Here is a 26,163-nt window from a genome sequence, read left to right as displayed (position 1 = left end):
TCAGCGAGCCGGTGGCGGCGACAGCGGCGTCTGTTCCGACTCGCCATTGAGCTTGGCCGTGATCTGGTCGTTGTCGCGGTCGATGGCCGTGCGCTCGATCGGCCAGCGCATCACCTGCCCGGGCAGTACATAGCCCAGCAGGCCGGGGTGCACGATGCGCGGGCGCTGGACGCTGCCCAGCGCCAGGTCGGCGATCTGTGCATAGCTGTTGCCGGTGTTGGCCACCTCCACGCCGTTGCGTCCGTCCTGCAACCGGACCAGGCTGGCCTGCAGGCGCGGCGCCAGCTTGCCGCCCGAGGGTTGCACGAACACCGGTATCGAATAGCGCAGCACGAACTGCATGCCGTTGGCGCGGGTCGCCAGATCAGGCACCTCGTCGACGATCAGCCGGTAGTACTGCTGTGCCGCAGGCGGTTCGTGGTTCGGGCGCATGACCCGCACCAGCTGCTGCTGGCCAGCGCCCAGTTCCTGCATCGGAGGGGTGGCCAGCAGTTCCTCGGTGGGCAGCAGTTGTTCCTGGCCATCCTGCTGTACCCAGCGGAAGACCCGCACCTGCAGCCTGACCGGCGAGGTGCCACTGTTGGTCAGCCACAGTTCGCCGGCGCGCTGGCGGGCCTCAAGCTGCAGGCTGGTGGGGGCGACCTGGAGGCTGGTGGCACCGGCAGGGGCTGCGGCCAGCAGGGAGAGGGCGAGCAGCGCCACGCCGGTGGCGCGCCACGGGCGGGGTCCGGCCATGCGGGCGTGCTCCATCAATAGGTGATCGTGGCGGTGACCGTATCCAGGTAGTTGCCGGTGGCCGGGTTGTTGGTGCTCAGGTTCAGGATCTGGCCGTAGACGATGTAGGGCACGGCCAGGCCAGTGCCGATGCCGGCCTGGGTGTTGGTGCCCGAGGTCGCACCCCAGACCAGGGTATGTGCGGCGTCCTGGTAGAGCTGGTAGCCAACGAAGTTGTTGGCGGTCACCGCGGCGTTGGTGTTCTTCATCCGGCGGGTGGTGACGTCGTTGGCGGTGCTGGCATTGGCGCCCGCGTTCAGCGAAATCGTGTACGGGGTCAGGGCCGAGCATTGGGCGGTCACCGTGCCCTGGCCCAGGGTGGGGGTCGCCGTGGTCGAGGCCGCCGTGCCGAAGTCAACGTTGGTGGCCGCCGCCGCCGTGATGGTGCAGGCCTTGGTGACCACCAGGGTCACGTTGAAGGTCGTGGTGTCGGCGGCCAGTGCGGGGCCGGCCAGCAACAGTCCGGTCAGGACCCAGGCGAGCGGTGAGCGGAACGTGGATCGCATGGACAACCTCCCTGACCCGAAGGTCTGTTGAACAAGGCGAAGGCGGCAGGTTCGGGGCCGCTTTGACAACGGTCGTGGCCAGCTTCTGCGGGTAAGTGTCTGTAATCCGTGATAAACAGGCGTGCGAAAGGGTGGAGATCGTCACGCTTTCACTTTCCTTGCCGGAACCGTGCATGCCCCGGATCGCCAGTTGGGTGGCGTTCGTTCAGATTGCAGCGGGATCGGCGATAATGGGCGCCATGAGCGTGAATCTGAAAACCCCGCAGGAAATCGAGATGATGCGCATCGCCGGCCGCCTGGCCAGCGAAGTGCTCGACATCGTCACCCCCCACGTCAAGCCCGGTGTCACCACCGAGGAGCTGGACCGCATCTGCCACGACCACATCGTGAACGTGCAGGGCGCGATTCCGGCCAACGTCGGCTACCGCGGCTTCCCGAAGACCGTGTGCACCTCGGTCAACAACGTCATCTGCCACGGTATTCCCAGCGAAGGGAAGGTGCTGAAGGATGGCGACATCATCAATATCGACGTCACCGTCATCAAGGACGGCTGGCACGGCGACACCAGCCGCATGTACTTCGTCGGCACGCCGTCGGTGATGGCCCGCCGCCTGGTGGAAACCACCTACGAAGCGATGTGGCGCGGCATCCGTGCGGTGCGTCCGGGCGCAACCCTGGGCGACATCGGCCATGCCATCCAGAGCTATGCCGAAGGCGAGCGTTTCAGCGTGGTGCGCGAGTACTGCGGCCACGGCATCGGCAAGGTCTACCACGACGAGCCGCAGGTGGTGCATTACGGCCGCCCGGGCCAGGGCCTGGTGCTGCAGCCGGGCATGACCTTCACCATCGAACCGATGATCAACGAGGGCACCCGTTACAACAAGGTGCTGCCGGATGGCTGGACCGTGGTGACCAAGGACCGCAAGCTGTCGGCGCAGTGGGAGCACATGATCGCGGTCACCGAGACCGGCGTCGACGTGCTGACGCTGTCGCCGGGCGAGTCGCAGGTCTCCTGAGGATGCTGCCGGCGAGTTCGCTGCTGGACACGCCGGCCGCGTCGCTCAACGACCCGGACTGGGCTGCTGCCGCGCGCCAGGCGCTGCAGCAGGCTGACGCGCGCCTGTACCGCCGTTTCGACCAGGGCGACAACATCGAGCGCCTGCTGGCGTTGCGCGCGCGTGCCGCCGACCATCTGATCCGCCTGGCGTGGCAGCGCTGCCTGCCAGTCGAGAGTGGCCTGTCGCTGTTCGCGGTGGGCGGCTATGGGCGCGGTGAGCTGTTCCCGCGCTCGGACATCGACCTGCTGGTGTTCGGCGGCCCGCCGGCACAGCTGGCGCACGAAGCGGCACTGGCGCGCCTGTTTGCGCTGCTGTGGGATTGCGGGCTGGCGGTCAGCCATGCGGTGCGTTCTGCATCCCAGTGCCGCGAGGCGGCGACGGACCAGACCGTGCTGACCGCGCTGATCGAGGCGCGCCCGATCCTGGCTGATGATGCGGCGCGCCGCGCGCTTCGCGAGGCCATCGACGACCGCGAACTGTGGCCGGCACGCGCGTTCTTCCTGGCCAAGCTGGAAGAGCTGCGCAACCGGCACCAGCGTTTCGGCGATACCGCCGACAACCTGGAGCCGGACCTGAAGGATGGCCCCGGTGGCCTGCGCGATCTCAACACGCTGGGCTGGATGGCTCTGCGCGCCTTTGGCGTGCGCGACCTGGAAGCCCTGGTCGGGCTCGGCCATCTGGGTGCCGACGAAGCCGCGGCGCTCAAGCGCGAACGTGCGGTGCTGGCGCGGTTGCGCTTCGGCCTGCACCTGGTAGCACGTCGCCCGGAAGGGCGCCTGCGTTTCGATTACCAGAAGACCCTGGCCGCGCGCCTGGGCTTCGAAGACGACGCCGAGAACCTCGGTGTCGAGAAAATGATGCAGGGCTTCTACCGCGCCGCGCTGGTGGTGCGGCGGATCAGCGACCGCCTGCTGCAGCGCTTCGAGGAACAGTTCGATGGCGAAGCGCAGCCGGAACCGCTGACCGTGGGCTTCTCCCTGCGCCGCGGCTACCTGGCCGCCAACGAGGCCGACTGGCCGCGTGGCGATATCGGCCAGGTGTTTGCGCTGTTCTCCAGCTGGGCCAACAATCCGCAGGTACGCGGCCTGCATTCGCTGACCGCGCGCGCGCTGGCCGAAGCGCTGCCGCTGCTGCCAGCCTACGACCAGGCCGACACCGACGCGCGCGAGCAGTTCATGACCCTGCTGCGTGGTCATCGCCCGGTCGATACGCTTTCGCGCATGGCGCGGCTGGGCGTGCTCGGCCAGTGGATTCCCGCGTTCGCCCAGGTCAGCGGGCGCATGCAGTTCGACCTGTTCCATGTCTATACCGTCGACCAGCACACGCTGATGGTCCTGCGCAACATCGGCCTGTTCGCCAGCAGCCGTGCCGACGAACGCTTCTCGATCGCCCATGAAGTCTGGCCGCGCCTGCGCAAGCCGGAGCTGCTGCTGCTGGCCGGCCTGTTCCATGACATTGCCAAGGGCCGCGGCGGCGACCATTCCGAACTGGGCGCGGTCGATGCGCGCGCGTTCTGCCAGGCGCATGCGCTGAGCACGTCCGATACCGAACTGGTGGCGTGGCTGGTCGAACAGCACCTGCGCATGTCGGTGACCGCGCAGAAGCAGGACATCGCCGACCCGGTGGTAATCCATCGCTTCGCCACCCTGGTGGGCAGCCGCGACCGCCTCGACTATCTGTACCTGCTGACCTGCGCTGATATCGCCGGCACCAGCCCGAAACTGTGGAACGCGTGGAAGGACCGCCTGCTGGCCGATCTGTATTTCGCCACCCGGCGCGCGCTGCGCGAAGGGCTCGAGCATCCGGTACCGGCGGCCGAGCGCGTGGCAGAGGCGCGCGACAGCGTGCGCGCACTGGTGCGCGAGCAGGGTTACGACGACGCCACCATCGACCGCCAGTTCGCCGTGATGCCGGATGAGGGCTTCATTCGCCTGCGCCCGGAGCAGCTGGCCTGGCAGGCCGCCGCGCTGGTACCTGTGAAGCAGGGCCAGACGCTGGTGAAGGTGCGCCGCATCAGTGTCGATGACCCGGCACTGGAAGTGTTCGTGCATTCGCCGGACCGCGACGGCCTGTTCGCCGCCATCGTGATGACCCTGGACCGCAAGGGCTACGGGATCCATCGCGCGCGCGTGCTGGATGGCCCGGCCGACACCATTTTCGATACCTTCGAAGTGAACCCGGCCGACAGCTTCGCCGATGGCAGCAGCGCCAACCTGGAGGCCGCGCTGCGCGAGGCACTCAGTGGTGACCTGTCGCGCCTGCGCCCGTCGCGTCGGGTGGTGCCACGCCAGCTGCGCCATTTCCGCTTCGCGCCGCGCATCGAGTTCCGCGATGAACCGGGCGCAACCCGTTTTGCCCTGGTCGCACCCGACCGCCCCGGCCTGCTGGCCGACGTGGCGTTCGTGCTGCGCAACCAGGGCCTGCGCGTGCATGATGCACGCATTGCCACGTTCGGCGAACGCGCCGAAGACACCTTCGTGATCAGTGACGAACACGACCTCCCCCTGACTGAACCTGCCCGGCAGCAGCTGCATGACGCGATGCTGGCCTGCCTGGACCCTGATCGAAACGCCGGAGACCCCGCCTGATGGCCACCAAGCCTGTTAAGAAGACTGCTGCCACCGCCAAGAGCGCAGCGGCCAAGAAAACTGCCGCCGTGTCGGCCGCGAAGAAGGCTGCCGCGCCGAAGAAAGCCGCGGCGGTGAAGGCGCCGGCGAAGAAGGTGGCAGCACCGAAGAAGGCCCCGGCCAAGAGCGCAGAAGCCGCACGCGCCGAAACCATCGCCCGCAAGTCGCTGCGCAAGCCGGCCGCGCCGGGCGTGGAAGAACTGAAGTTCGGCATCGAAAGTGCCTTCGAACGCCGCGCCACGCTGACCCTGCACGAACTGGAAGGCTCGACCAGGCCGCTGGTCAACCGTGTGATCGATGGCCTGGAAAGCGGCGAATTCCGCGTTGCCGAACCGGACGGCCACGGTGGCTGGAAGGTCAACGAGTGGCTGAAGAAGGCCGTGCTGTTGTACTTCCGCGTCAACGACATGGCCGTGGTCGACGCACGTCCGGCGCCGTTCTGGGACAAGGTCGAATCGCGTTTTGCCGGTTATGACGAAGCGAAGTTCCGCCGTGGTGGCGTGCGCGTGGTGCCGGGCGCGATTGCCCGCCGCGGTACGTACTTCGGCAAGGACGTCGTGCTGATGCCGAGCTTCACCAACATCGGTGCCTATGTCGGTGAAGGCACCATGGTCGATACCTGGGCCACCGTGGGTTCGTGCGCGCAGATCGGCCAGCACTGCCACCTGTCCGGCGGTGCCGGCATTGGCGGCGTGCTGGAACCCCTGCAGGCCAGCCCGACCATCATTGAAGACCACTGCTTCATCGGTGCGCGTTCGGAAGTGGTGGAAGGCGTGGTGGTCGGACACCACAGCGTGATCGGCATGGGCGTGTTCCTCAGCCAGAGCACCCGCATCTACAACCGTGCCACCGGCGAGATCACCTACGGCTACATCCCGCCGTACAGCGTGGTGGTGTCCGGCTCGCTGCCGAGCAAGGACGGTACGCATTCGCTGTACTGCGCGGTGATCGTCAAGCAGGTTGATGCCAGGACCCGCAGCAAGACCAGCGTCAACGACCTGCTGCGCGGCCTGGCCGACTGAAGGTGGCTGCGCCGGAGGATCTGGCGCAGTCCGCGATCTACCGGCATCCGTCCGACACCCTGTTGGGGCGGATGCTGCCGCGCCTGCTGTACGCCCCGCGCTGGACCCGGCTGCGCCGCGCACTGTCGCGGCGCTGGCCGATGCCGGCGCCGCCTTCGGTGGCCATCAGGCCCCCCTGCGTTTCCTCACCTGCCAGGACGAGGCCATCGCCCGCACCTGCGACTGTCGCTGGGCCAGCACCCGCATCGCGCTGCCGGTAGACCTCGACAGCCTGCAGCCGCTGCGCCTGGAACGCGAGCTGCAGTGCCCGCGCCTGCAGGCGATGGGCGTGGCGCTTGCATCGGGCCTGGCCTTCCGCTTGCCGAGAGTGCCGTTCCGGGTCGTGTCCGAGCGCCTGTTGTGAGATTCTGGCCCTCTGTTTTCCAGCATCACAGATGGCCATGAGCACCACTGTCTACGGTTTGAAGAACTGCGATACCTGCAAGAAGGCGACCAAGTGGCTGGACCGCTTCGGCGTGCCGTACACCTTCGTCGACTACCGCGACAACAAGCCCAGCCCGGAAATGCTGCTGGAATGGGCCGCGCAGCTGGGGGGGCTGGCGGCGATGGTCAACAAGTCCTCCACCACCTGGCGGCAGCTGCCGGACAATCGCAAGGCCGCGGACTCCGAGGCCGAATGGAAGCTGCTGCTGCGCGAGTATCCGCAGCTGATCAAGCGCCCGCTGGTGGTTACCGCCGACGGCACGGTCAGCCAGGGTTTCAGTGACAACGGCTTCAAGGCCCGCTTCGGCGTGGGTGCTGCGTGAGCGCGGTCCTCGACCTGACCTGCGAGCTGATTGCGCGACCTTCGGTAACGCCGGACGATGCTGGTTGCCAGGCGCTGTTGGCGGCGCGGCTGAAGCAGGCCGGATTCCAGTGCGATCATCTGCGTCTGGGCGACGTTGACAATCTATGGGCGACCCATGGCCAGGGCGCGCCGGTGCTGGTTCTGCTGGGCCACACTGACGTGGTGCCCACCGGCCCGCGCGAGTCCTGGACCAGCGACCCGTTCACGCCGCAGATCCGCGATGGCGTGCTGTATGGGCGCGGTGCCGCCGACATGAAAGGTAGCGTGGCGGCGTTCGCGGTGGCCGCCGAGCAGTTCGTCGCCGACCATCCCGACCATCCCGGCACGCTGGCGGTACTGCTGACCAGCGACGAGGAGGGCGATGCCATCGATGGCGTGCGCCACGTTGCACGCCTGTTCGCCGCACGCGGGCAGCGCATCGACTGGTGCATCACCGGTGAGCCGTCGTCGACCGCGACGCTGGGCGATCTGCTGCGCGTGGGACGTCGCGGCAGCCTGTCGGCCAAACTGCGCGTCCAAGGCGTGCAGGGCCACGTGGCGTATCCGGAAAAGGCACGCAACCCGATTCACCAGGCGGCGCCGGCCCTGGCAGAACTATGCGCGCGGCGCTGGGACGAAGGCTACGAGAGTTTCCCGCCGACCAGCCTGCAGATCTCCAACATCCACGCCGGCACCGGTGCCAACAACGTGATTCCCGGTGAGCTCGAGGTGGATTTCAACATCCGCTACAACCCGCACTGGGATGCGCCGAAGCTGGAGGCGGAGATCACCGCACTGCTGGAACGGCATGGCCTGCAGTACACGCTGAAGTGGCATCGCAGCGGCGAGCCGTTCTACACCCCGGAAGGCACGCTGCGCGCCGCCGCGCGTGCGGTGCTGGCCGAGCACATCGGCCGCGCGCCAGAAGAAAGCACCGGCGGCGGCACCTCCGATGCACGCTTCATCGCGCCATTGGGCGCGCAGTGCATCGAAGTAGGCCCGGTCAATGCCAGCATCCACCAGGTGGACGAGAACGTGCGCGTGGACGATCTGGAAGCGTTGCCGGGGCTGTACCAGCGGCTGGTGGAACGGCTGCTGGTGTGAGGAGGGTGGATGCCGATCGTCGGTCGGCACACCTTCCGCAGGACTGCAGCCGGGCCCTGGTCCGAAACGAGTGAGTAACGGCGGCATGATCGCCTTTTCCCAGTAGCTTGGCGCGCCATGTAGAAGCGCTGCGCCTGGGGCCTGGCGAACAAGCCGGCCGCCGCTGGCAGGGCCGAAGGCAGGTGAGGGTCTGGCAGGCGCCAGGCCCAGGCAGGGCAGGGCAACCAGTGCCCCGGTGCCTTGGTTGCCGACGCAACTGTTGCGCCGCGCTGGAAACCGGGGTACGGTCGATGCCATGTCGATCCGCTTGGCCACCGCCGTCAACAACAACAACCGCAATAATCTGCGCGCGAATAATCGTGCGCGGCCGATGCGGGACTGCGCCCTGGGTAGATAGACAGCAACACACGCCCGGACACCAGAAAACCCGCATCAGCCGATGCGGGTTTTTTTGTGCCCGGGCGCAGCCTGCCCGGGCCTGGATGGCCGGTCGAACACCTTCCCACCCGTGAAATTCCCCAACAGGAGCTCCCCCATGTGTTCGATCTTCGGAATCTTCGGCCTGCAGGCCGGTGACGATCTTCCCACCCTGCGCCGCCACGCGCTGGAACTGTCGCAACGCCAGCGCCACCGTGGCCCGGACTGGAGCGGCGTGTACCTCGACGAAGGTGCGCTGCTGGTCCATGAACGGCTGGCCATCGTCGATCCGGCCGGTGGTTCGCAGCCGCTGCTGTCGGCCGATGGCCAGCTGGCGCTGGCGGTGAACGGCGAGATCTACAACCACCAGGCGTTGAAGGCGGCGCTGACCACCACCTACGACTTCCAGACCGGCTCGGACTGCGAGGTGATCAACGCGCTGTACCGCCAGGGCGGCGCGCCGGCGCAGTGGCTGGAACAGCTCAACGGCATCTTCGCCTTCGCCCTGTGGGACCGTGACAGTGGACGCGTGCTGGTGGCGCGCGACCCGGTCGGTGTGGTGCCGCTGTACTGGGGCCACGACGCCCAGGGGCGCTTGCGCGTGGCCTCGGAAATGAAGGCGCTGGTCGATACCTGTGCCGATGTCGCGCAGTTCCCGCCGGGCCACTATTTCGACAGTGCCAGCGGTGAACTGGTGCGCTACTACCAGCAACCGTGGCGTGACTATGCCGACGTGCAGGGTCGCCAGGCCGATCTGGCCGAACTGCGCCAGGCCTTCGAGCATGCAGTGGAACGCCAGTTGATGAGCGACGTGCCGTACGGCGTGCTGCTGTCCGGTGGCCTGGACTCGTCGCTGGTGGCGGCGGTAGCCGCGCGCTATGCACGTCGCCGCATCGAGGATGGCGGGCAGACCGAAGCCTGGTGGCCGCGCCTGCATTCGTTCGCGATCGGCTTGAAGGGCTCGCCCGATCTGGCTGCCGCTGCCATTGCTGCCGAAGCGCTGGGCACCGTGCATCACGGCTTCGAATACACCTTCGAGGAAGGCCTCGATGCGCTGCCGGAAGTGATCCGCCACATCGAAACCTACGACGTCACCACCATCCGCGCCTCCACGCCGATGTTCCTGCTGGCGCGGCGGATCAAGGCGATGGGGGTGAAGATGGTGCTCTCCGGCGAGGGCAGCGATGAGATCTTTGGTGGCTACCTGTATTTCCACAAGGCACCGGATGCGCGTGAATTCCACGAGGAGCTGGTGCGCAAGCTCGACGCGCTGCACAACTACGACTGCCTGCGTGCCAACAAGTCGATGATGGCCTGGGGGGTGGAGCCACGCGTGCCGTTCCTGGATCGTGAATTCCTCGACGTGGCGATGCGCTTCGATGCTGCGCACAAGATGGTCGGTGCCGGCTTCGGTGGCCGTCGCATCGAGAAGGCGGTGCTGCGCGGGGCATTCGACGGCTACCTGCCGGACAGCATCCTGTGGCGTCAGAAGGAGCAGTTCAGCGATGGCGTCGGCTATGGATGGATCGACGGCCTGAAGGCGCATGCCGAGGCGCAGGTGAGTGACCGCGTGCTGGCGGCGGCCGACAAGCGCTTCCCGCACAACCCGCCGCAGACCAAGGAGGCGTATTACTACCGCCACCTGTTCGAGCAGTTCTTCCCCAGCCGTGCGGCCGCGGAGACCGTGCCGGGCGGCAAGTCGATCGCCTGCTCGTCGCCGGCGGCCATTGCGTGGGACGCCAGCTTCGCCGCAGCTGCCGACCCTTCCGGACGCGCGATCGCCGGCGTGCACGAGCAGGCACTGGCCTAAGCCCCCAAAAGGGGACGGAGGGGATTAAGTCGTTAGTGGCACAAACGACTTAATCCCCTCCGTCCCCTTTTTGTATGATCGCCCCCTGCGCATTGGGGAATGTTCATGGACGTACAGGCAGGCGGCCACGCGCCGCCCACGAAATGGGGATGGCGTTATCTGGCGTGGGCCGGGGTGCCGTTGCTGGCCGGCGTGCTGCTGGCGCGGTATGCCGCGCCGGCGGCGCCCGAGATGGTCGCCCGTGCCACGGTTGCTGCCGAAGGCAGCTGGGCGCAGCATCTGGCGTCACCGCTGGGCCTGTTCCTGCTGCAGCTGCTGGTGCTGTTGCTGGTAGCCAAGGGCGCCGGTGCATTGCTGAAGCGGTTCGGCCAGCCGGCGGTGATTGGCGAGATGGCGGCCGGCCTGATGATGGGCCCGCTGGTGCTCGGCAGCCTGCTGCCGCAGTTGCATGGTGCGTTGTTCCCGGCCAGCTCGTTGGGGCCGCTGGGCATGCTCAGCCAGCTGGGCGTGCTGATGTTCCTGCTGGTGGCCGGTGCCGAGCTGGACCTGGCGGCACTGCGCGGCCGCCGGCGTTTCGCCTTCACGGTCAGCCATGCCGGTATCGCGGTGCCGTTCGTGCTCGGCGTCGCGTTGGCGATCTGGCTGTATCCGCAGCACGGCCCGCAGGGCGTGGGCTTCACTGCCTTCGCACTTTTCGTCGGCATCTCGATGAGCATCACCGCGTTCCCGGTGCTGCTGCGCATCCTTGCCGACCGCGGCATCGCGCAGACGTCGCTGGGGCAGACCGCCATCGCCTGCGCGGCATTGGGCGATGCCACCGCATGGTGCCTGCTGGCATTGATCGTCGCGGCTGCACAGGCCAGTGGATGGCTGCCGGCCAGCCTCAACCTGCTGTGCGTGGTCGCCTTCGTGGCGCTGATGCTGGGGCTGGTGAAGCCGTGGTTCGCCCGCCAGCAGATCGCGCCGGGCCGTGAGGGGCGTTGGCTGCTCGGCATCCTGCTGCTGTCGTTGGGTAGTGCCCTGATCACCGAAATGCTGGGCATCCACGCGCTGTTCGGTGCCTTCGCGGCGGGCGTCGCGGTATCGTCCAACGCGCAGCTGCGCGACCTGTTGATGGCCCGCGTCGAACCGTTTGCGGTGACCCTGCTGCTGCCGTTGTTCTTCGCCATGACCGGCCTGCGCATGCGTGCCGATGCGCTGCAGGCCAGCGACATCGTGTTGTGCGGGGTGGTGATCGTGGTGGCCACGGCCGGCAAGCTGCTGGGCACCTTCAGTGCTGCACGCAGTGCCGGCATGCCCACGCGCGAGGCATGGCGGTTGGGCGCGCTGATGAACACCCGTGGCCTGATGGAGCTGATCGTGCTCAACCTGGGTTACGAGCTGGGCCTGCTCGGCGACCGCCTGTTCGCGGTGCTGGTGGTCATGGCGCTGGTGACCACGGCGATGACCGGGCCGCTGCTGAACCTGATCGAGCGTCGCAGGGCTTGAGCGTTGAACGGTAGTGCCGGCCGCTGGCCGGCAACCTCATGATGCTGGACACACCTGCATGGATGCCGGCGAGTGGCCGGCACTACCGCGCCGGCACCAGTGTCATCACGTGCTGTGCCTTGCCGGGCAGGAACGGCGTCGGCCGTCCATGCACCCAGTCCTCGTGGCCGGCGCCCCAGTAAGGTGACAGTGGATGGCCGCTCTGGCCGCCCGGCATGTGCACGATGCCGTCGGCCTCGTGGCCGGGCGAGACCACCATGCGCTCGGAAGCACCGAAGTTCGGCGTCTGCACGCGTGGCATGTCACGGTCGCCGGGCAGCTGGTCGGCGGGCATGCACAGCCAGCGCTTGGCGATGCCCGGCAGCGCCCGTGCGATGGGGTGGCAGATCGCCGCAGTGTTGCGTTCGCCCCAGCTGCGCTTGGACAGCGGTCCCGGCTTGGCCAGCTCGCTCTCGGTACGGCGTGCCGCGTCGATCAGCAGCGCATCCCAGCTGTCGAAGGCCGGTGGCAGCAGATGGGCCGGACGCTGTTGCAGCATCGGCCAGGCCACGCCTTCCAGCTGCGCCAGTCGCGGGTCGAGGTAGTCATCACCCAGCTGCGCATTGGCCGGTGCCAGCAGTGCATCGGACAACGTCTCCATCACCTGGGTGCGGAATTCACGTACTACCCGGTAGCTGACCGAACTGGCCGCGGCACGACCGCCCCATTGATGACTGACTTCCTTCAAACGCTTCAGTGCAGGGTCGTCACTGCGCTCGATGACGTCGTGCAGCAGGGCCCACCAGCGCTGCAGGAACACCGCGCGATCGTCGAGCTGGATCGCCAGCAGGTCGTGCTCGTCGAAACGGTCCTGGATGGCGAGCAGATCACGGATCTGCCGCGCGCGGGCGCCAAGGTCATAACCACCGTTGCCGACATTGGCCAGTGCCTCGCCGTCGAGGACGCGGCCGTTGGCGGTCCACAGGCGATGGTTCGGTGGGTCGATCAATGCCGGCGAGGCGTCGCTGCGGATCGGCCAGGGGGCGCAGTCCTGGTTGTTGGCGGCGGTGAAGCCGGCCGGTGCACAGCCCGGACCGCGGTCGGGGCGGGCGCCGATCAGGCGCCAGGCGATGCGTCCGCTGCGGTCGCCGACCACCAGGTTCTGTGCGGGGATGCCGGCGTGGTCGGCGAAGCGCAGGGCAGCGTCCAGGTCACCGGCGCGCGCCAGGTCACCGAAGTCCAGCCGCACCGCGCCGGGCAGGTGGGCGACCCAACGCAGCGCATCGCCACTGCCATCGGCATGCGTGTGCAGGATCGGCCCCCAGGCGGTTTCGCGTACCGGGAACCGCACATCGCCCTGGCCGGCCACGGCGATGCGTTCTTCATGCACGGTCACCGTGGCGTTGGCTGGTTCAGTGCGGTAATCGGCGGTGTCTATGTAACTGTTGGTGAAGCCCCAGGCGACGTGGCCATTGCTGCCGACGATCACCGCCGGCAGGCCAGGCAGCGAGAAGCCGGTGACGTCGACCTGGCCGCCAGCGGCCTGTGGATCGGGGTAGCGCAGGCGCACGCGGAACCACAGGCCCGGCGCGCGCAGGCCCAGGTGCATGTCGTCGGCGACGATCGCGCGACCGTCCGCGGTAAGCGCACCGGCCACCGCGAAGTTGTTGCTGCCGACGGCGTCGACCTCTTCCTGCGCGGTGCCGGATTTTCCCTTCAATGTGCGCAGGTCGAGCTGGCTGGCATCGGGCAGGGCGGCGTTGCCGGTGGGTTCGCCGAACAGCGGTGCATCCCATTCGGTGCCGTCGTGGGCGATCAATGCGTACAGCGCCGGCGGCACCACTGCGCGGATGCGGCTCAGTGCAAGCTCGGTCTGGTTGCCGGGGTCCTGCAGGTCGGCGTACATGGCCAGCCCGGTCAGCACGCTGTCGCTGGCCTGCCACGGTTGCGGCGACTGCCGCAGCAGCAGGTAGGCCCATGGCCGCACGGAGAGGCCGGCCAGGCCCTCATTGACCCCACCGACATAGGCGCTCACGGCGTCGACGTTGTCGCCCAGCGCAGCCTGCATGTTCGCCTCGGTGCGCGCGCGCAGCCGATGCACGCGCATGCGCTTGTCGGCATCGATCGCCTTCGGGCCAAACAGTGCGGACAGTTCGCCGGCCGCGCTGCGGCGCATCAGGTCCATCTCGAAATAGCGTTCCTGCGCATGCACGCGGCCCAATGCGCGCATCGCGTCGGCCTGGCTGGTGGCGGTGATGGTGACCACGCCCAGCGCATCGCGCTCGATGGTGACCGGCCTGGCCAGGCCGGGCAGCGCATGCTCGCCGTCCAGGTCGGCCAGGCTGCCGCGCAGCAGCAGCCACAGGACCAGTGCGGTGACCAGCACGATGGCGACCAACACGCCCAGCACCCAACGCCATGTACGTCGCATCGCACGTCCTTTCCGAACTCGTGGGCCGATTGTAGCCGCAGGCGCAACTGCGACTGATTCCGATTAGATCACCGTATTTTGAAATGCGGCACCCTATGCCGCATCGATTCACAGGAGCCCCCCATGAAAGGCAACCCGGACGTCATCGCCTGCCTGAAGGAACTGCTGCGCGGCGAGCTTGCTGCCCGCGACCAGTACTTCATCCATTCCCGCCGCTACGAGGACCAGGGCCTGTTCGCGCTGTACGAACGCCTGAACCACGAGATGGAAGAGGAAACCCAGCACGCCGATGCGCTGCTGCGCCGGATCCTGTTCCTGGGCGGCGACCCGGACATGCGCCCGCATGCCACCGAGCCGGGCAAGACCGTGGGAGAGATGCTGCAGAAGGATCTCGACACTGAATACGCGGTTCGGAACAATCTCGCCGCCGGCATGAAGCTGTGCGAGGAGAAGGGTGACTACGTGAGCCGCGACATCCTGTTGGCCCAGCTGAAGGACACGGAGGAAGACCACGCCTGGTGGCTGGAACAGCAGCTGGGCCTGATCAAGCGCATCGGCCTGGAGCTGTACCAGCTGAGCAAGATCGACGGCAACGGCGCCCCGGCGCACTGAGCCGGAGGTGGCGCCGGGCAATTCCCGGCGACCACCCGGTAGAGCCGACCGCTGGTCGGCTGCTTTTCGGTAGAGCAGCCGACTGACAGTCGGCTCTACCAGGAGCAAAAGGCAGCCGACCAGCGGTCGGCTCTACCGGCAGCACAGCGTTCTGTCGCCCGCCAGCACCGGAGCACCGCCAGCCAGCCTTCGCCAGCCAGCCGCTCCACCGCCCGCCAGCCGCTCCACCGCCCGCCAGCCGACAACGAAAAAGCCGGGGAATGCCCCGGCTTTTTCGTGTCTGATCTCCCGCAAGGCGTGTCAACCAAGGTTGACACCCGCCAGGGGCAGGGCCCCAGCCCTTATTCCACCGACAACCCTTCCACCTTCTGCCAGCCGCGCGGCAGCAGGTGGCCGCGGGTGGCGCGGGCGCCGAGGTAGGCGTCGAGCTCGTTGAACTTCAGCCCCATCGTGCGCTGACCGCTGCGCACCTGCAGGGTCTGCCCCGGGCTGATCGCCACGATGGCGACCACGCGTTCAGTGGCGAGCTTGGCCTTCGGGATCTCGATGATCTTGTTGCCCTTGCCCTTGTCCAGTTCCGGCAGGTCGTTGGCGGCGATCGCCAGCAGGTTGCCGGAACTGGTCACCGCCACGATGCGGTCGGTGGCCACGTTGGCGACCATCGACGGGGTGAGCACCGACGAGCCGGACGACAGGTTCAGCATCGCCTTGCCGGCCTTGTTGCGACCGATCAGGTTCTCGAAGCGGGTGACGAAGCCGTAGCCATGGCTGGAGGCCAGCACGAAGCGGGCATCCGGCTCGGCACTGGCCAGGGTCACGAAGCTGGTACCCGCTGCCGGCGAGAAGCGGCCGGTCAGCGGCTCACCGTTGCCACGCGCGGAGGGCAGGGTGTGCACCGGCGTCGAGTAGGCGCGGCCCTCGCTGTCGAGGAACGCGACCTGCTGGGTGCTGCGCGCACGCACCGCGCCCTGCAGGGCATCACCGTCGCGGTAGGAGAGGGCGGACGCATCGACGTCATGGCCCTTGGCGGCACGGATCCAGCCCTTTTCCGACAGCACCACGGTCATCGGCTCGCTCGGCACCAGCTCGGTCTCGTCGATGGCCTGCGCGGCCTGGCGCTGCACCAGCGGCGAACGGCGCGCGTCGCCGAACTTCTTGGCGTCGGCCGTCAGTTCGTCGCGGATCAGCTTCTTCAGCTTGGCCTTGCTGTCGAGGATGCCGAGGATCTTCTCGCGTTCCTTGGCCAGCTCGTCCTGCTCGCCGCGGATCTTCATCTCCTCCAGGCGGGCCAGCTGCTTCAGCTTGGTTTCCAGGATGTACTCGGCCTGTTCCTCGGACAGGCCGAAGCGCGCGATCAGCGCCGCCTTCGGTTCGTCCTCGGTACGGATGATGTGGATCACCTCGTCCAGGTTGAGGAAGGCGACCAGCAGGCCTTCCAGCAGGTGCAGGCGGCGCTCGACCTTCTGCAGGCGGTGCTGCAGGCGGCGGGTGACGGTGTTGCTGCGGAAGGTCAGCCATTCGCTGAGCAGCATCTTCAGGTTCTTCACCTGCGGACGGCCGTCCAGCCCGATCACGTTGAGGTTGACGCGGTAGCTGCGCTCCAGGTCCGTGGTCGCGAACAGGTGGCCCATCAGCTGGTCGGCGTCGACGCGGTTGGAACGTGGCACCAGCACCACGCGCACCGGGTTGGCGTGGTCGGATTCGTCGCGGATGTCTTCCAGCCACGGCAGCTTCTTGGCGCGCATCTGCGCGGCGATCTGCTCGATCACCTTCGACGGCGACACCTGGAACGGCAGCGCCGTCACCACGATGTTGTTGGCTTCCTTGTTGAAGGTCGCACGCGCACGCACGCTGCCGTTGCCGGTCTCGTAGATGTTCCGCAGATCGTTGGCGGCGGTGATGATCTCGGCGCTGGACGGGTAGTCCGGGCCCTGCACGTGCTCGCACAGGTCGCGCACGGTCGCATCGGGGTTGTCCAGCAGGTGCAGCAGTGCGCTGACGATCTCGTTGAGATTGTGCGGCGGCACGTCGGTGGCCATGCCCACGGCGATGCCGGTGGTGCCGTTCAGCAGCAGGTGCGGCAGCCGCGCTGGCATCCAGGTCGGTTCCTGCAGGGTGCCGTCGAAGTTCGGTGCCCAGTCGGTGGTGCCCTGGCCCAGTTCGCCCAGCAGTACTTCGGCGATCGGGGTCAGCTTGGATTCGGTGTAACGCATCGCCGCGAACGACTTCGGGTCATCGCTGGAGCCGAAGTTGCCCTGGCCCTCGATCAGCGGGTAGCGGTACGAGAACGGCTGCGCCATCAGCACCAGCGCCTCGTAGCACGCGCTGTCGCCGTGCGGGTGGTACTTACCGATGACGTCACCGACGGTGCGCGCGGACTTCTTCGGCTTGGACGCGGCATTCAGGCCCAGCTCGCTCATCGAATAGATGATGCGGCGCTGCACCGGCTTCAGGCCGTCGCCGATGAACGGCAGGGCGCGGTCCAGGACCACGTACATCGAGTAGTCGAGGTAGGCGCGTTCGGCGTACTCGCGCAGCGGCAGTTGTTCGAATCCGTGGAACACGGGGCGGGCAAGTTCGGTCATGCGGCGTTGTTACCTATGTCGGGAGGCGGCGACGGCGGTCGCCGCTCGCAATCCTGTGATTATCCGGATGCGGCGGGGGATGCCAAGCCACGTGCAGGGTCCAGCCCGGTTTCGAGGCCATGCCCGGCCCGCGCCAGATAGCGCCCCGGTGGCAGCCCGAAGTGGCGGCGGAACACGGTGACGAAGGCACTGGCACTGCTGAAGCCCAGTGCATGGGCGATGTCGGCCACGCTGCGGCCATCGGTCAGCTGGCGCAGGGCTTCGGACAGGCGGGCCTGTTGCCGCCACTGGGCGAAGCTGAGCGTGGTCTCGTCGCGGAAGTGACGGGTCAGGCTGCGCGGCGACAGGCCGGCCCAATGCGCCCATTCGGCCAGGCTGCGCTCGTCGGACGGGTCGGCCAGCAGCTGCGAGGCGATCTTCAGCAGGCGCCGGTCGTGCGGCATCGGCAGGTGCATGCGCTGGCGCGGCGCGGTGCGGATCTCGTCCAGCAGCACCTCGATGATGTGCTGGCGCTCGGGCGTGGTGTCATAGCCCAGCGGCCATTCGCAGATGCGGTCGGCCAGCGCCTGCGCCAGCTTGGACAGGCCCAGTACGCAGGGATCGGCGGGCAGGGTGGCGCAGGCCGGCGCGGCCAGCGCCATGCCCCAGCCGCGCAGCGGACCGTCCAGGGTCACCGTATGCGGCTCCAGCGGCGGCATCCAGCCGGCCGAACCCGGCGCCAGCGACCACGTCCCGTGCGAGGTGCGGGTGGTCAGCAGGCCACGCTCGACACAGATCAGCTGGGCGCGCTGGTGGTGGTGCCAGTCCACTTCCCGGACCAGCCCCTGCGGGCTGTCGAAGCGGAAAGCGACCACCGGTGGGCCATCGTTGCGCTCGAACCAATCCAGTGCGTCGTCCCTGAGCAGGCGCTTGGGAGCGGGAATTTCTGCCTTGTTCATCATGTTCGCTGGCTGAAATGTGTCATCCATTGGCTGAATTGTACTACCGGGCCACCTGACCAGATCATTAAGGTAGGCGCCTTCATTGATCCAGCCCACTGCTGCAACACAGCATTCGATGCCAGATCGAATATTTCCATTGAGAAATATTTTTTTTGGAAGAGAATGCTCCCCCATGATCTGTCCTGCAACCACTCCCCCCAGCTTCGGGCTGCTGCTGCGCCAGGTGCGCGACGGCCTGGTCCGGCAACTCGACGCGTCCATGGCTGAAGAAGACCTGGGGATCGGCTTCACCCACTACATCGGGTTGAAGGTGCTCTCGCACATGGCCCCGTGCACGGCCAACGAACTGGCCCAGGCCATCGACCAGGTACCCAGCGCAGTCACCCGCCTGCTGGACAAGCTCGAGGCACTGGGCTGCGTCCGCCGCGAACCGCATGCGCAGGACCGGCGTGCGCTGCAGATCGTGCTGACCGATGAAGGCCGCGCATTGTGGGCGCGGTTGAAGCTGCGTGGCGACGCGGTGATGGATTACGCCCTGCGTGATCTTTCCGCCGACGAGCGCACGCTGCTGCTGTCCCTCCTTACCCGAATCCGCGATTCCCTGACGACCCCATGAACCCGATCCCGCATTCCACTCTCCGCCGGTCCGGGCGCGCGCTGCTGGTGTCAGCGCTGGCCCTGGCCCTGGCCGCCTGCGCCAGCAGTCGTGGTCTCAACCCGCAGGGCCACGTGCTTGACGTGGACAGCCTGCACAGCGAACGCACCCTGGCCGACACCGACCTCAGCGCCACCGGCTTCCCGGCGCAGGACTGGTGGAAGGCGCTGGGCGATGCGCAGCTGGACGCGCTGGTCGCCGAGGGCCTGGCCGGCCACCCGAGCCTGGACGCCGCCGACGCGCGCCTGCGCCAGGCCCAGGCCCAGGTCGGCACCGCACGTGCCGATGAGCTGCCCAGCCTGTCGGTGTCCGGTGGCTATACCGGGCTGCGCCTGCCTGAGTCGATGGCAGGCAGCGAGATCGGTGGCCATTACGCCGGCAGCAGCCAGGTCGCCTTCGACTTCAGCTATGGCGTGGACCTGTGGGGCGGCAAGCGCGCCGCCTGGGAAGCCGCCGTGGATGGCGCGCATGCGGCCACCGTCGAGGCCCAGGCCGCACGCCTGAACCTGTCCACCGGCATCACCCAGGCCTATGCCGACCTCGCCTATGCGTGGCAGCTCAACGATGTGGCCGAGGAAGAGCTGGCCCGTTCGCAGAAGTCGCTGGAACTGACCCGCCAGCGCCGCCGCGCCGGCATCGACAGCGATCTGCAGGTGCGCCAGGCCGAGGCCCGCGTACCGGCCGCGCAGCAGCAGGTGCAGGCCGCACAGCAGCGGATCGACGCGGCCCGCACCGCGCTGGCCGCGCTGGTCGGCAAGGGTCCGGACCGCGGCCTGTCGATCCAGCGCCCGCAGCCGCTGAACCCGCTGGCGCTGCAGCTGCCGGGCGTGCTGCCCAGCGAACTGCTGGGCCGCCGGCCCGACATCGTGGCCGCACGCTGGCGCGTTGAAGCGGCCGACAAGCAGATCAAGGTTGCCAAGACCAGGTTCTACCCGAGCTTCAACCTGACCGCGCTGGCTGGCGTGGTCGCCCCGAACGTGGGCGACCTGCTGAAGAGCAGCTCCACCTTCGCCTACATCGGCCCGGCGCTGAGCCTGCCGATCTTCGAAGGTGGCAAGCTGCGCGCCAACCTGGCCAACACCGATGCGCAGTACGACCTGGCGGTGGCCAACTACAACCAGGCCGTGCTCGACGCACTGCGCGACGTCGCCGACCAGGTCAACGCGGTGCGCTCGCTGGCGCAGCAGGCGCACTCGCAGCAGCAGGCGGTCGATACCGCACGCTCGGCCTTCGACCTGGCCCAGCAGCGTTACCGCGCCGGCATCGGCAGCTACCTGGACGTGCTGACCGCGCAGTCCACCCTGCTGCAGTCGCAGCAGCAGCTGGCCGGCCTGCAGTCGCAGCAGGTGCAGTCCTCGGTGCGCCTGAGCAAGGCGCTGGGCGGTGGTTTCCAGCCCGCTGACGCCGACCGCGCACCGATCGCCTCCCATTCCGATTCCTCGCATTCCTGAAGACGCCCGCCATGAGCCAGACCCAAGACACCGCGGCCCCGGCCGCCCCCAACCGCCGCGGCAACCTGCTGCGCGGCCTGTTCGTGATCGTCGTGCTGCTGCTTGCCGCACTGGCGCTGTGGTACTTCATGTTCGGCCGTTGGTTCGAAGAGACCGACGATGCCTACGTGCAGGGCAACCAGGTGCAGATCACCCCGCTGGTGGCCGGTACCGTGGTCGCCATCAACGCCGATGACGGCATGCGCGTGGAGCGCGGCCAGCTGCTGGTCCAGCTGGACCCGTCCGACACCGCGGTGGCACTGCAGCAGGCCGAAGCCAACCTGGCCAAGACGGTGCGCCAGACCCGTGGTCTGTACCGCAGCGTGGAAGGCGCCCAGGCGGACTTGAACGCCCGCCAGGTGACCCTGAAGCGCGTGCGCGAAGACTTCGCCCGCCGCAAGGACCTGGCCGCCACCGGCGCCATTTCCAATGAAGAACTGGCCCATGCCCGTGACGAGCTGGCTGCCGCCGAAGCGGCCGTGGCCGGCTCGCGCGAGACCGTCGAGCGCAACCGCGCGCTGGTCGACGACACCGTGATCGCCACCCAGCCGGACGTGCAGGCGGCTGCCGCGCAGCTGCGCCAGGCCTTCCTCAACAACGCCCGCGCCGGCATCGTCGCGCCGGTCACCGGCTACGTCGCCCGGCGTTCGGTGCAGGTGGGCCAGCGCGTGCAGCCGGGCAATGCCCTGATGGCCGTGGTGCCGACCGAGCAGATGTGGGTCGAGGCCAACTTCAAGGAAACCCAGCTGCGCCACATGCGCCTGGGCCAGGAAGTGGAGCTGAAGTCGGACCTGTACGCCGGTGACGTGAAGTACAAGGGCCGCATCCAGAGCCTTGGCCTGGGCACCGGCTCCGCGTTCTCGCTGCTGCCGGCGCAGAACGCCAGCGGCAACTGGATCAAGATCGTGCAGCGCGTGCCGGTGCGCATCGCCATCGATGCCAAGCAGCTGGCCGAACACCCGCTGCGCATCGGCCTGTCGATGAAGGCTGAAGTGAGCCTGCGCGACCAGAAGGGCGAAGTGCTGCCGAGCACTCCGGCCAAGGGCACGGTGTTCGACACCGACGTGTATGCCAAGCAGCTGCATGATGCCGACGAGGTGATCCACACGATCATCCAGGGCAACCTGCCGCAGCAGCAGGCGAAGGTGGGCTGAGGTCGCCATGTCCGCACAAGCTCCAGCCGCGCCCGGCGCTCCGGGCGCACCGGCGGCGCCGGGTGCGGCCTCCGGGTTCCTGCCGCCCAGCGTCGCACTGTGCACTGTGGGCCTGGCGATGGCCTCGTTCATGCAGGTGCTCGACACCACCATCGCCAACGTCTCGCTGCCGACCATCGCCGGCAATCTCGGCGCCAGTTCGCAGCAGGCGACCTGGGTCATCACCTCGTTCGCGGTCAGCACGGCCATCGCGCTGCCGCTGACCGGCTGGCTCAGCCGCCGTTTCGGCGAACGCAAGCTGTTCGTCTGGGCCACGCTTGCCTTCGTCATCACCTCGCTGCTGTGCGGCCTGGCGCAGAGCATGGGCATGCTGGTGCTGTCGCGTGCGCTGCAGGGGTTCGTTGCCGGCCCGATGTACCCGATCACGCAGTCGCTGCTGGTCTCGATCTATCCGCGCGAGAAACGCGGGCAGGCATTGGCACTGCTGGCGATGATCACGGTGGTTGCGCCGATCTGTGGCCCGATCCTCGGTGGCTGGATCACCGACAACTACAGCTGGGAGTGGATCTTCCTGATCAACGTGCCGCTGGGCATCTTCGCTGCGCTGGTGGTGGGCAACCAGCTGAAGGGGCGCCCGGAGCAGATCGAGAAGCCGAAGATGGACTACGTCGGCCTGGTCACCCTGGTGATCGGCGTCGGTGCGCTTCAGCTGGTCCTCGACCTGGGCAACGACGAGGACTGGTTCTCGTCGATGAAGATCGTGGTGCTGGCCTGCGTAGCGGTGGTGACGCTGACGGTGTTCCTGATCTGGGAGCTGACCGACAAGGATCCGATCGTTGACCTGAAGCTGTTCCGGCACCGCAACTTCCGCGCCGGTACGCTGGCGATGGTGGTGGCCTACGCGGCGTTCTTCAGCGTGGCGCTGCTGATCCCGCAGTGGCTGCAGCGTGACATGGGCTACACCGCGATCTGGGCGGGCCTGGCGACGGCGCCGATCGGCATCCTGCCGGTGATCATGACCCCGTTCGTGGGCAAGTATGCGTCGCGCTTCGATATGCGCATGCTGGCCACGGTCGCGTTCATCGTGTTGTCGATGACCAGCTTCCTGCGATCGAACTTCAACCTGCAGGTGGACTACATGCACGTGGCCGGCGTACAGCTGATCATGGGCATCGGCGTCGCGCTGTTCTTCATGCCGGTGCTGCAGATCCTGCTGTCGGACCTGGATGGACGCGAGATCGCGGCGGGCTCCGGCCTGGCCACGTTCCTGCGTACGCTGGGTGGCAGTTTCGCGGCGTCGCTGACGACGTGGCTGTGGGCGCGGCGCACCCAGGTGCACCATGCCGACCTGACCGAGCATATCTCGGCCTATCAGCCGGGCATGCAGGACCAGGTCACGGCGATGGGGCAGGGCGACCTGCAGCACGGCGCAGCGGTACTGAACAACATGATCAACCACCAGGCATCGCAGATGGGCTTCAACGACATCTTCTTCCTGCTGGGCTGGATCTTCCTGGCGATCATTACGTTCCTGTGGCTGGCCAAGCCGCCATTCGGCGCAGGTGCGGGTGCAGCCGCCGGTGGTGGACACTGAAACTCCCTGGAAACACCGTGCTGTATTTTGACCCCGCCGCGAGGCGGGGTTTTTGTTGGGGCGACGCTGGTCGCGCGGGCATTGCCCTCGGGGTGGTGCAACGGCGCAGGTTCAGCGCGTGCGATAGACGCGTTTGAACACCACCCGGTCGGAAGACAATCGGGAAATGGCCCAGATCCCCGCCGCAAGTACGGCGCCGCATGCGAGCCAGCCGGCAGTGGCCTGAAATCGGCTGCCGACAAGTGCGCCGCAGATGATGGCGGCGACAAAGACAAGCATTACGGCCTCCTTTGATGCGCCGTAATGGACCTCGGCCTGGCATCCCACGCATACGCTTACGCCGTGGTTCGAGCCGGTATGGCAGTGTGGGCAGATGATGCTGCGCTGCATTGGTGCGTCCTTTGGGGGAGAGGAGGGGCGCTGGTCAGGTCGTGGCGATACACCTGCAACCGGCTCCCGCAAATCTGCCTCCCACCGAAAAGGAATCGGGTGGATCTCGACTAGGAAAAGTACGAATTGAACGGGGAACGTGAAATGCGCCCCAAAAGGGGGCCGTTCAAGGTCCGGTGACGACGCGCCGGGAGGAGGTATGCACCCGCAGACGACGCCCTGACGGTGCGAGATACGACAGTCCGAGTGGCGGTTGCGATGCCAGGATCGCCAAACCCCGGAAACGAAAAAACCCGCTTTCGCGGGTTTGATCATCTTGAGTCGTGGTGCCCAGGAGAGGACTCGAACCTCCACGGTTTTACCCGCTAGTACCTGAAACTAGTGCGTCTACCAATTCCGCCACCTGGGCGACTCAGGAGATGAATTGTGCGGGACGGCAGAGAGTGTGTCAACAACATTTCACACATTTTTCTGCGGCTGCACGCCCAGGTGAAGCAGCAGGCTGCGCATCGCCGGTGACAGCTGCGCCCATTCGGCGAAACAGGCGCACAGGCGTCGCTGTGCCCAAGCATCTGCAAGCGGAACCGCAACAGTACGCGTATTGCGTCGATGCTGGCGGGCGATGGTACGCGGCACGATGCCGACACCAATGCCGTGGCCGACCATGATGCACACGCCTTCGAACGTCTTCATGCGGATGCGCACGTCCAGGCGTCGCCCGATGTCGCGTGCCTGGTCTTCGATGTAGGCCTGCAGTGCATTGCCGTCGGCCAGCGCGACGAAGGTCTCGCCGGAAACATCGGCGAAGGCCACGCTGCGCCGCGATGCGAAGCGGTGTTCCGCGGGCAGCAGCATCACCAGTGGATCTTCGGCGACCACGTGCTGCTGCAGGCCGGCAGCGTCGACCGCATCACTGATGATGCCGGCTTCGGCCTGGCCAGCGTTGATCGCACGCACGACTTCGGGGCTGGTGCGCTCCAGCAGTTCCACGTGCAGGCGCGGGCGTTCGGCCAGCCACGGTGCCAGCCGCGAAGGCAGGTAGTTGGTCAGTGCTGCGGTGTTGGCATACAGATGCAGTGTGCCGCGCGCGCCGTGCGCGAACGCCTGCAGTTCACCGCGCAGCTGCGCCTGCTGCTGCAGGATCAATCGTGCATGGTGGGCGAGGGCGGCGCCGGCTTCGGTCAGGCTGACGCCGCGGGGGTGCCGGTTCACCAACGCGGTGCCGGCATCGGCTTCGATCGTGCGCAGGCGTTCGCTGGCCGACGCCAGTGCCAGGTTTGCCTGCGCTGCGCCGGCCGTGATGCTGCCCGCCTCGGCAATCGCCAGGAACAGGCGCAGGTCGGCGATATCCATCCGCATGTGATGCCCTCATCGCAACGGCTGCGCCTTCGGATCAGCCGAAGGCAAGGCCGGAAACACCGCATTGTGCGCCGAGCGGCCGGCCGATCCAATGAAGGCATGAATGAATCAATGTACTTCTACGTGCTGCTGGTGGCGGTGTTCGTGCTGGCCGGTGTGGTCAAGGGTGTGACTGGCATGGGGTTGCCGACGGTGGCGATGGGGCTGCTGGGCAGCACGCTGTCGCCGGTGGCGGCAGCGTCGATGCTGTTCATTCCCACTTTCGTCACCAATGCGTGGCAGCTGTTGTCCGGGCCGTCACTGGACCGTATCGTGCGGCGCCTGTGGCCGATGATGCTGGCCGTGGTGGTGGTGACGCTGGGCTCGGCGGCGCTGCTGGTGCGGGTCGATCGCACTTGGTCGCGCGTTGCGTTGGGCGTGGCATTGGTGGTCTATGCCGCCTATGCGTTGCTTGCGCCGGTGTTCCGCGTGCAGCAGCGGCGCGAGCGTTGGCTGGGGCCGCTGGTGGGGGCGTTGTCGGGCGTGGTGACCGGCGCCACCGGCGTGTTCGTGATGCCGGCGGTGCCGTACCTGCAGTCGCTGGGGTTGCAGCGCGAGGAGCTGGTGCAGGCGCTGGGGCTGGCGTTCACGGTGTCAACGATTTCGCTGACCGCCGGTCTGGTGCTGCACGGCGCATTCGGCATCCAGCAGCTGGGGCTGAGTGCGCTGGCGGTGCTGCCGGCATTGCTGGGCATGTGGCTGGGGCAGGTGATCCGGCAGCGCATCAGTGCGCGGGTGTTCCGGGGCTGCTTCCTGGGTTTCCTGCTGCTGCTCGGGCTGGAACTGGTGCTGCGGCCGCTGCTCTGATGCCGGATTCCGGGCATGAAAAAACCCGCTCTCGCGGGTTTTTCTCATTCTCGACGTGGTGCCCAGGAGAGGACTCGAACCTCCACGGTTTTACCCGCTAGTACCTGAAACTAGTGCGTCTACCAATTCCGCCACCTGGGCGTCGAGGAGCGATATTATGGGGTGTTGTTACGGGGGTGTCAACACTTTTTCTGGATCCGGTGTCGGCCCCCGTTTCGCGTGCGGAGCGGGCTCTGACCCCATCTCACTCGCTTGGGGGCGGAGCGCTTTCCTTCGGAAAGAAATTCGGCCCCGTTGCTGGATTGCAGGCAAAAAAAATCCCCGCCGAAGCGAGGAGTTTTTTCGTTGGTGCCCAGGAGAGGACTCGAACCTCCACGGTTTTACCCGCTAGTACCTGAAACTAGTGCGTCTACCAATTCCGCCACCTGGGCGTTCCAGAGGCGCAATTGTGAAGATGAATCCGCAGGCTGTCAACGACTTCCTGAATATTTTTCA

General features: G+C 67.2%; 20 protein-coding genes, 3 tRNA genes and 1 pseudogene. 14 read left to right on the top strand and 10 right to left on the bottom strand.

The genetic code is table 11. The annotated features are described in order from the left end of the window. Together AC5P5S_RS09495 and AC5P5S_RS09490 are read right to left on the bottom strand one after the other, a co-directional pair. Complete coding sequence (locus tag AC5P5S_RS09495; RefSeq protein ID WP_005412746.1) at positions 1 to 750, bottom strand: fimbrial biogenesis chaperone; 750 nt, start codon at positions 748 to 750, stop codon at positions 1 to 3. Further along, complete coding sequence (locus tag AC5P5S_RS09490) at positions 750 to 1,280, bottom strand: Csu type fimbrial protein (protein ID WP_005412747.1); 531 nt, start codon at positions 1,278 to 1,280, stop codon at positions 750 to 752. Before AC5P5S_RS09490 ends, AC5P5S_RS09495 begins: the two co-directional genes overlap by 1 nt. 173 nt (positions 1,281 to 1,453) lie before the next feature. Between AC5P5S_RS09490 and map the strand changes: the two genes are divergently transcribed. From map to AC5P5S_RS09450, 8 genes and pseudogenes are all read left to right on the top strand, one after another. Then, the gene (gene map, locus AC5P5S_RS09485; RefSeq protein ID WP_005408754.1) at positions 1,454 to 2,296 is read left to right on the top strand and encodes a type I methionyl aminopeptidase; all 843 of its coding nucleotides are present in this window, start codon (positions 1,454 to 1,456) and stop codon (positions 2,294 to 2,296) included. A 20-nt stretch (positions 2,297 to 2,316) separates the two neighbouring features. Further along, entirely contained in the window at positions 2,317 to 4,926 is a 2,610-nt protein-coding gene (locus tag AC5P5S_RS09480; protein ID WP_447610366.1) for a [protein-PII] uridylyltransferase, read from the top strand. After that, positions 4,926 to 5,987, top strand: a complete 1,062-nt coding sequence (gene dapD, locus AC5P5S_RS09475) for a 2,3,4,5-tetrahydropyridine-2,6-dicarboxylate N-succinyltransferase (RefSeq protein WP_495276310.1) — start codon at positions 4,926 to 4,928, stop codon at positions 5,985 to 5,987. Before AC5P5S_RS09480 ends, dapD begins: the two co-directional genes overlap by 1 nt. Positions 5,988 to 6,123: 136 nt before the next feature. Further along, positions 6,124 to 6,390: pseudogene (locus tag AC5P5S_RS09470) on the top strand (hypothetical protein); the annotation flags it as partial. 31 nt (positions 6,391 to 6,421) lie between these two features. Further along, the gene (locus AC5P5S_RS09465) at positions 6,422 to 6,793 is read left to right on the top strand and encodes an arsenate reductase (protein ID WP_172711779.1); all 372 of its coding nucleotides are present in this window, start codon (positions 6,422 to 6,424) and stop codon (positions 6,791 to 6,793) included. Beyond that, entirely contained in the window at positions 6,790 to 7,917 is a 1,128-nt protein-coding gene (dapE, locus tag AC5P5S_RS09460; protein ID WP_062607503.1) for a succinyl-diaminopimelate desuccinylase, read from the top strand. The genes AC5P5S_RS09465 and dapE overlap by 4 nt, the downstream gene beginning before the upstream one ends. Positions 7,918 to 8,452: 535 nt before the next feature. Then, positions 8,453 to 10,144 (top strand): asparagine synthase B, encoded by a 1,692-nt coding sequence (gene asnB, locus AC5P5S_RS09455; protein WP_062607505.1) that lies wholly within the window; start codon positions 8,453 to 8,455, stop codon positions 10,142 to 10,144. Positions 10,145 to 10,243: 99 nt separating this feature from the next. Beyond that, positions 10,244 to 11,632 (top strand): cation:proton antiporter domain-containing protein, encoded by a 1,389-nt coding sequence (locus AC5P5S_RS09450; protein ID WP_062607507.1) that lies wholly within the window; start codon positions 10,244 to 10,246, stop codon positions 11,630 to 11,632. 82 nt (positions 11,633 to 11,714) lie between these two features. Here the strand turns inward: AC5P5S_RS09450 and AC5P5S_RS09445 are convergent, their stop codons facing one another. Then, on the bottom strand, positions 11,715 to 14,042 hold the full coding sequence (locus tag AC5P5S_RS09445) for a penicillin acylase family protein (RefSeq protein ID WP_062607509.1): 2,328 nt from the start codon (positions 14,040 to 14,042) through the stop codon (positions 11,715 to 11,717). A 123-nt stretch (positions 14,043 to 14,165) separates the two neighbouring features. On the opposite strand from AC5P5S_RS09445, the gene bfr reads away from it, so the two are divergent. Further along, positions 14,166 to 14,654, top strand: a complete 489-nt coding sequence (gene bfr, locus AC5P5S_RS09440) for a bacterioferritin (protein ID WP_062607511.1) — start codon at positions 14,166 to 14,168, stop codon at positions 14,652 to 14,654. Positions 14,655 to 14,995: 341 nt separating this feature from the next. Here bfr and parC read toward each other — a convergent pair whose 3' ends face one another. Both parC and AC5P5S_RS09430 read right to left on the bottom strand, forming a co-directional pair. Continuing rightward, complete coding sequence (parC, locus tag AC5P5S_RS09435; protein ID WP_005408764.1) at positions 14,996 to 17,239, bottom strand: DNA topoisomerase IV subunit A; 2,244 nt, start codon at positions 17,237 to 17,239, stop codon at positions 14,996 to 14,998. Positions 17,240 to 17,298: 59 nt separating this feature from the next. Then, complete coding sequence (locus AC5P5S_RS09430) at positions 17,299 to 18,180, bottom strand: helix-turn-helix domain-containing protein (protein ID WP_005408765.1); 882 nt, start codon at positions 18,178 to 18,180, stop codon at positions 17,299 to 17,301. Positions 18,181 to 18,352: 172 nt separating this feature from the next. Between AC5P5S_RS09430 and emrR the strand changes: the two genes are divergently transcribed. Genes emrR through emrB form a run of 4 tightly spaced genes read left to right on the top strand, consistent with a single transcriptional unit; the run spans position 18,353 to position 23,073 of the window. After that, positions 18,353 to 18,796: a multidrug efflux system transcriptional regulator EmrR gene (gene emrR / locus AC5P5S_RS09425; RefSeq protein ID WP_005408766.1), complete on the top strand. Its 444-nt coding sequence runs from the start codon at positions 18,353 to 18,355 to the stop codon at positions 18,794 to 18,796. Beyond that, the gene (gene emrC / locus AC5P5S_RS09420) at positions 18,793 to 20,286 is read left to right on the top strand and encodes a multidrug efflux transporter outer membrane subunit EmrC (protein WP_062607513.1); all 1,494 of its coding nucleotides are present in this window, start codon (positions 18,793 to 18,795) and stop codon (positions 20,284 to 20,286) included. Before emrR ends, emrC begins: the two co-directional genes overlap by 4 nt. Positions 20,287 to 20,297: 11 nt before the next feature. Then, a complete protein-coding gene (gene emrA / locus AC5P5S_RS09415) occupies positions 20,298 to 21,479 on the top strand; it encodes a multidrug efflux MFS transporter periplasmic adaptor subunit EmrA (RefSeq protein WP_005408768.1) in 1,182 nt (393 codons plus the stop codon). Positions 21,480 to 21,486: 7 nt separating this feature from the next. Continuing rightward, the gene (emrB, locus tag AC5P5S_RS09410; RefSeq protein WP_005408769.1) at positions 21,487 to 23,073 is read left to right on the top strand and encodes a multidrug efflux MFS transporter permease subunit EmrB; all 1,587 of its coding nucleotides are present in this window, start codon (positions 21,487 to 21,489) and stop codon (positions 23,071 to 23,073) included. A gap of 111 nt (positions 23,074 to 23,184) precedes the next feature. Here the strand turns inward: emrB and AC5P5S_RS09405 are convergent, their stop codons facing one another. The 3 genes from AC5P5S_RS09405 to AC5P5S_RS09395 form a co-directional block, all read right to left on the bottom strand. Further along, on the bottom strand, positions 23,185 to 23,463 hold the full coding sequence (locus AC5P5S_RS09405; RefSeq protein WP_049395927.1) for a hypothetical protein: 279 nt from the start codon (positions 23,461 to 23,463) through the stop codon (positions 23,185 to 23,187). 324 nt (positions 23,464 to 23,787) lie between these two features. Beyond that, positions 23,788 to 23,872: transfer RNA gene (locus AC5P5S_RS09400), tRNA-Leu, on the bottom strand. Positions 23,873 to 23,922: 50 nt separating this feature from the next. Next, positions 23,923 to 24,822 carry a LysR family transcriptional regulator gene (locus tag AC5P5S_RS09395; protein ID WP_062607515.1) on the bottom strand — a complete coding sequence of 300 codons (900 nt, stop codon included), beginning with the start codon at positions 24,820 to 24,822 and terminating at the stop codon, positions 23,923 to 23,925. Between the two features lie 99 nt (positions 24,823 to 24,921). On the opposite strand from AC5P5S_RS09395, the gene AC5P5S_RS09390 reads away from it, so the two are divergent. Continuing rightward, a complete protein-coding gene (locus AC5P5S_RS09390) occupies positions 24,922 to 25,668 on the top strand; it encodes a sulfite exporter TauE/SafE family protein (RefSeq protein ID WP_033834104.1) in 747 nt (248 codons plus the stop codon). A 56-nt stretch (positions 25,669 to 25,724) separates the two neighbouring features. Here the strand turns inward: AC5P5S_RS09390 and AC5P5S_RS09385 are convergent. Continuing rightward, a tRNA-Leu gene (locus AC5P5S_RS09385) sits at positions 25,725 to 25,809 on the bottom strand. 205 nt (positions 25,810 to 26,014) lie between these two features. Further along, positions 26,015 to 26,099 (bottom strand) — tRNA-Leu (locus tag AC5P5S_RS09380). Positions 26,100 to 26,163 lie beyond the last annotated feature (64 nt).

The organism is Stenotrophomonas sp. YJH_SMC_54, from assembly GCF_059368435.1.
Note: the sequence above shows the minus strand (reverse complement) of the source record. Positions and strands in the feature narration are given on the sequence as shown.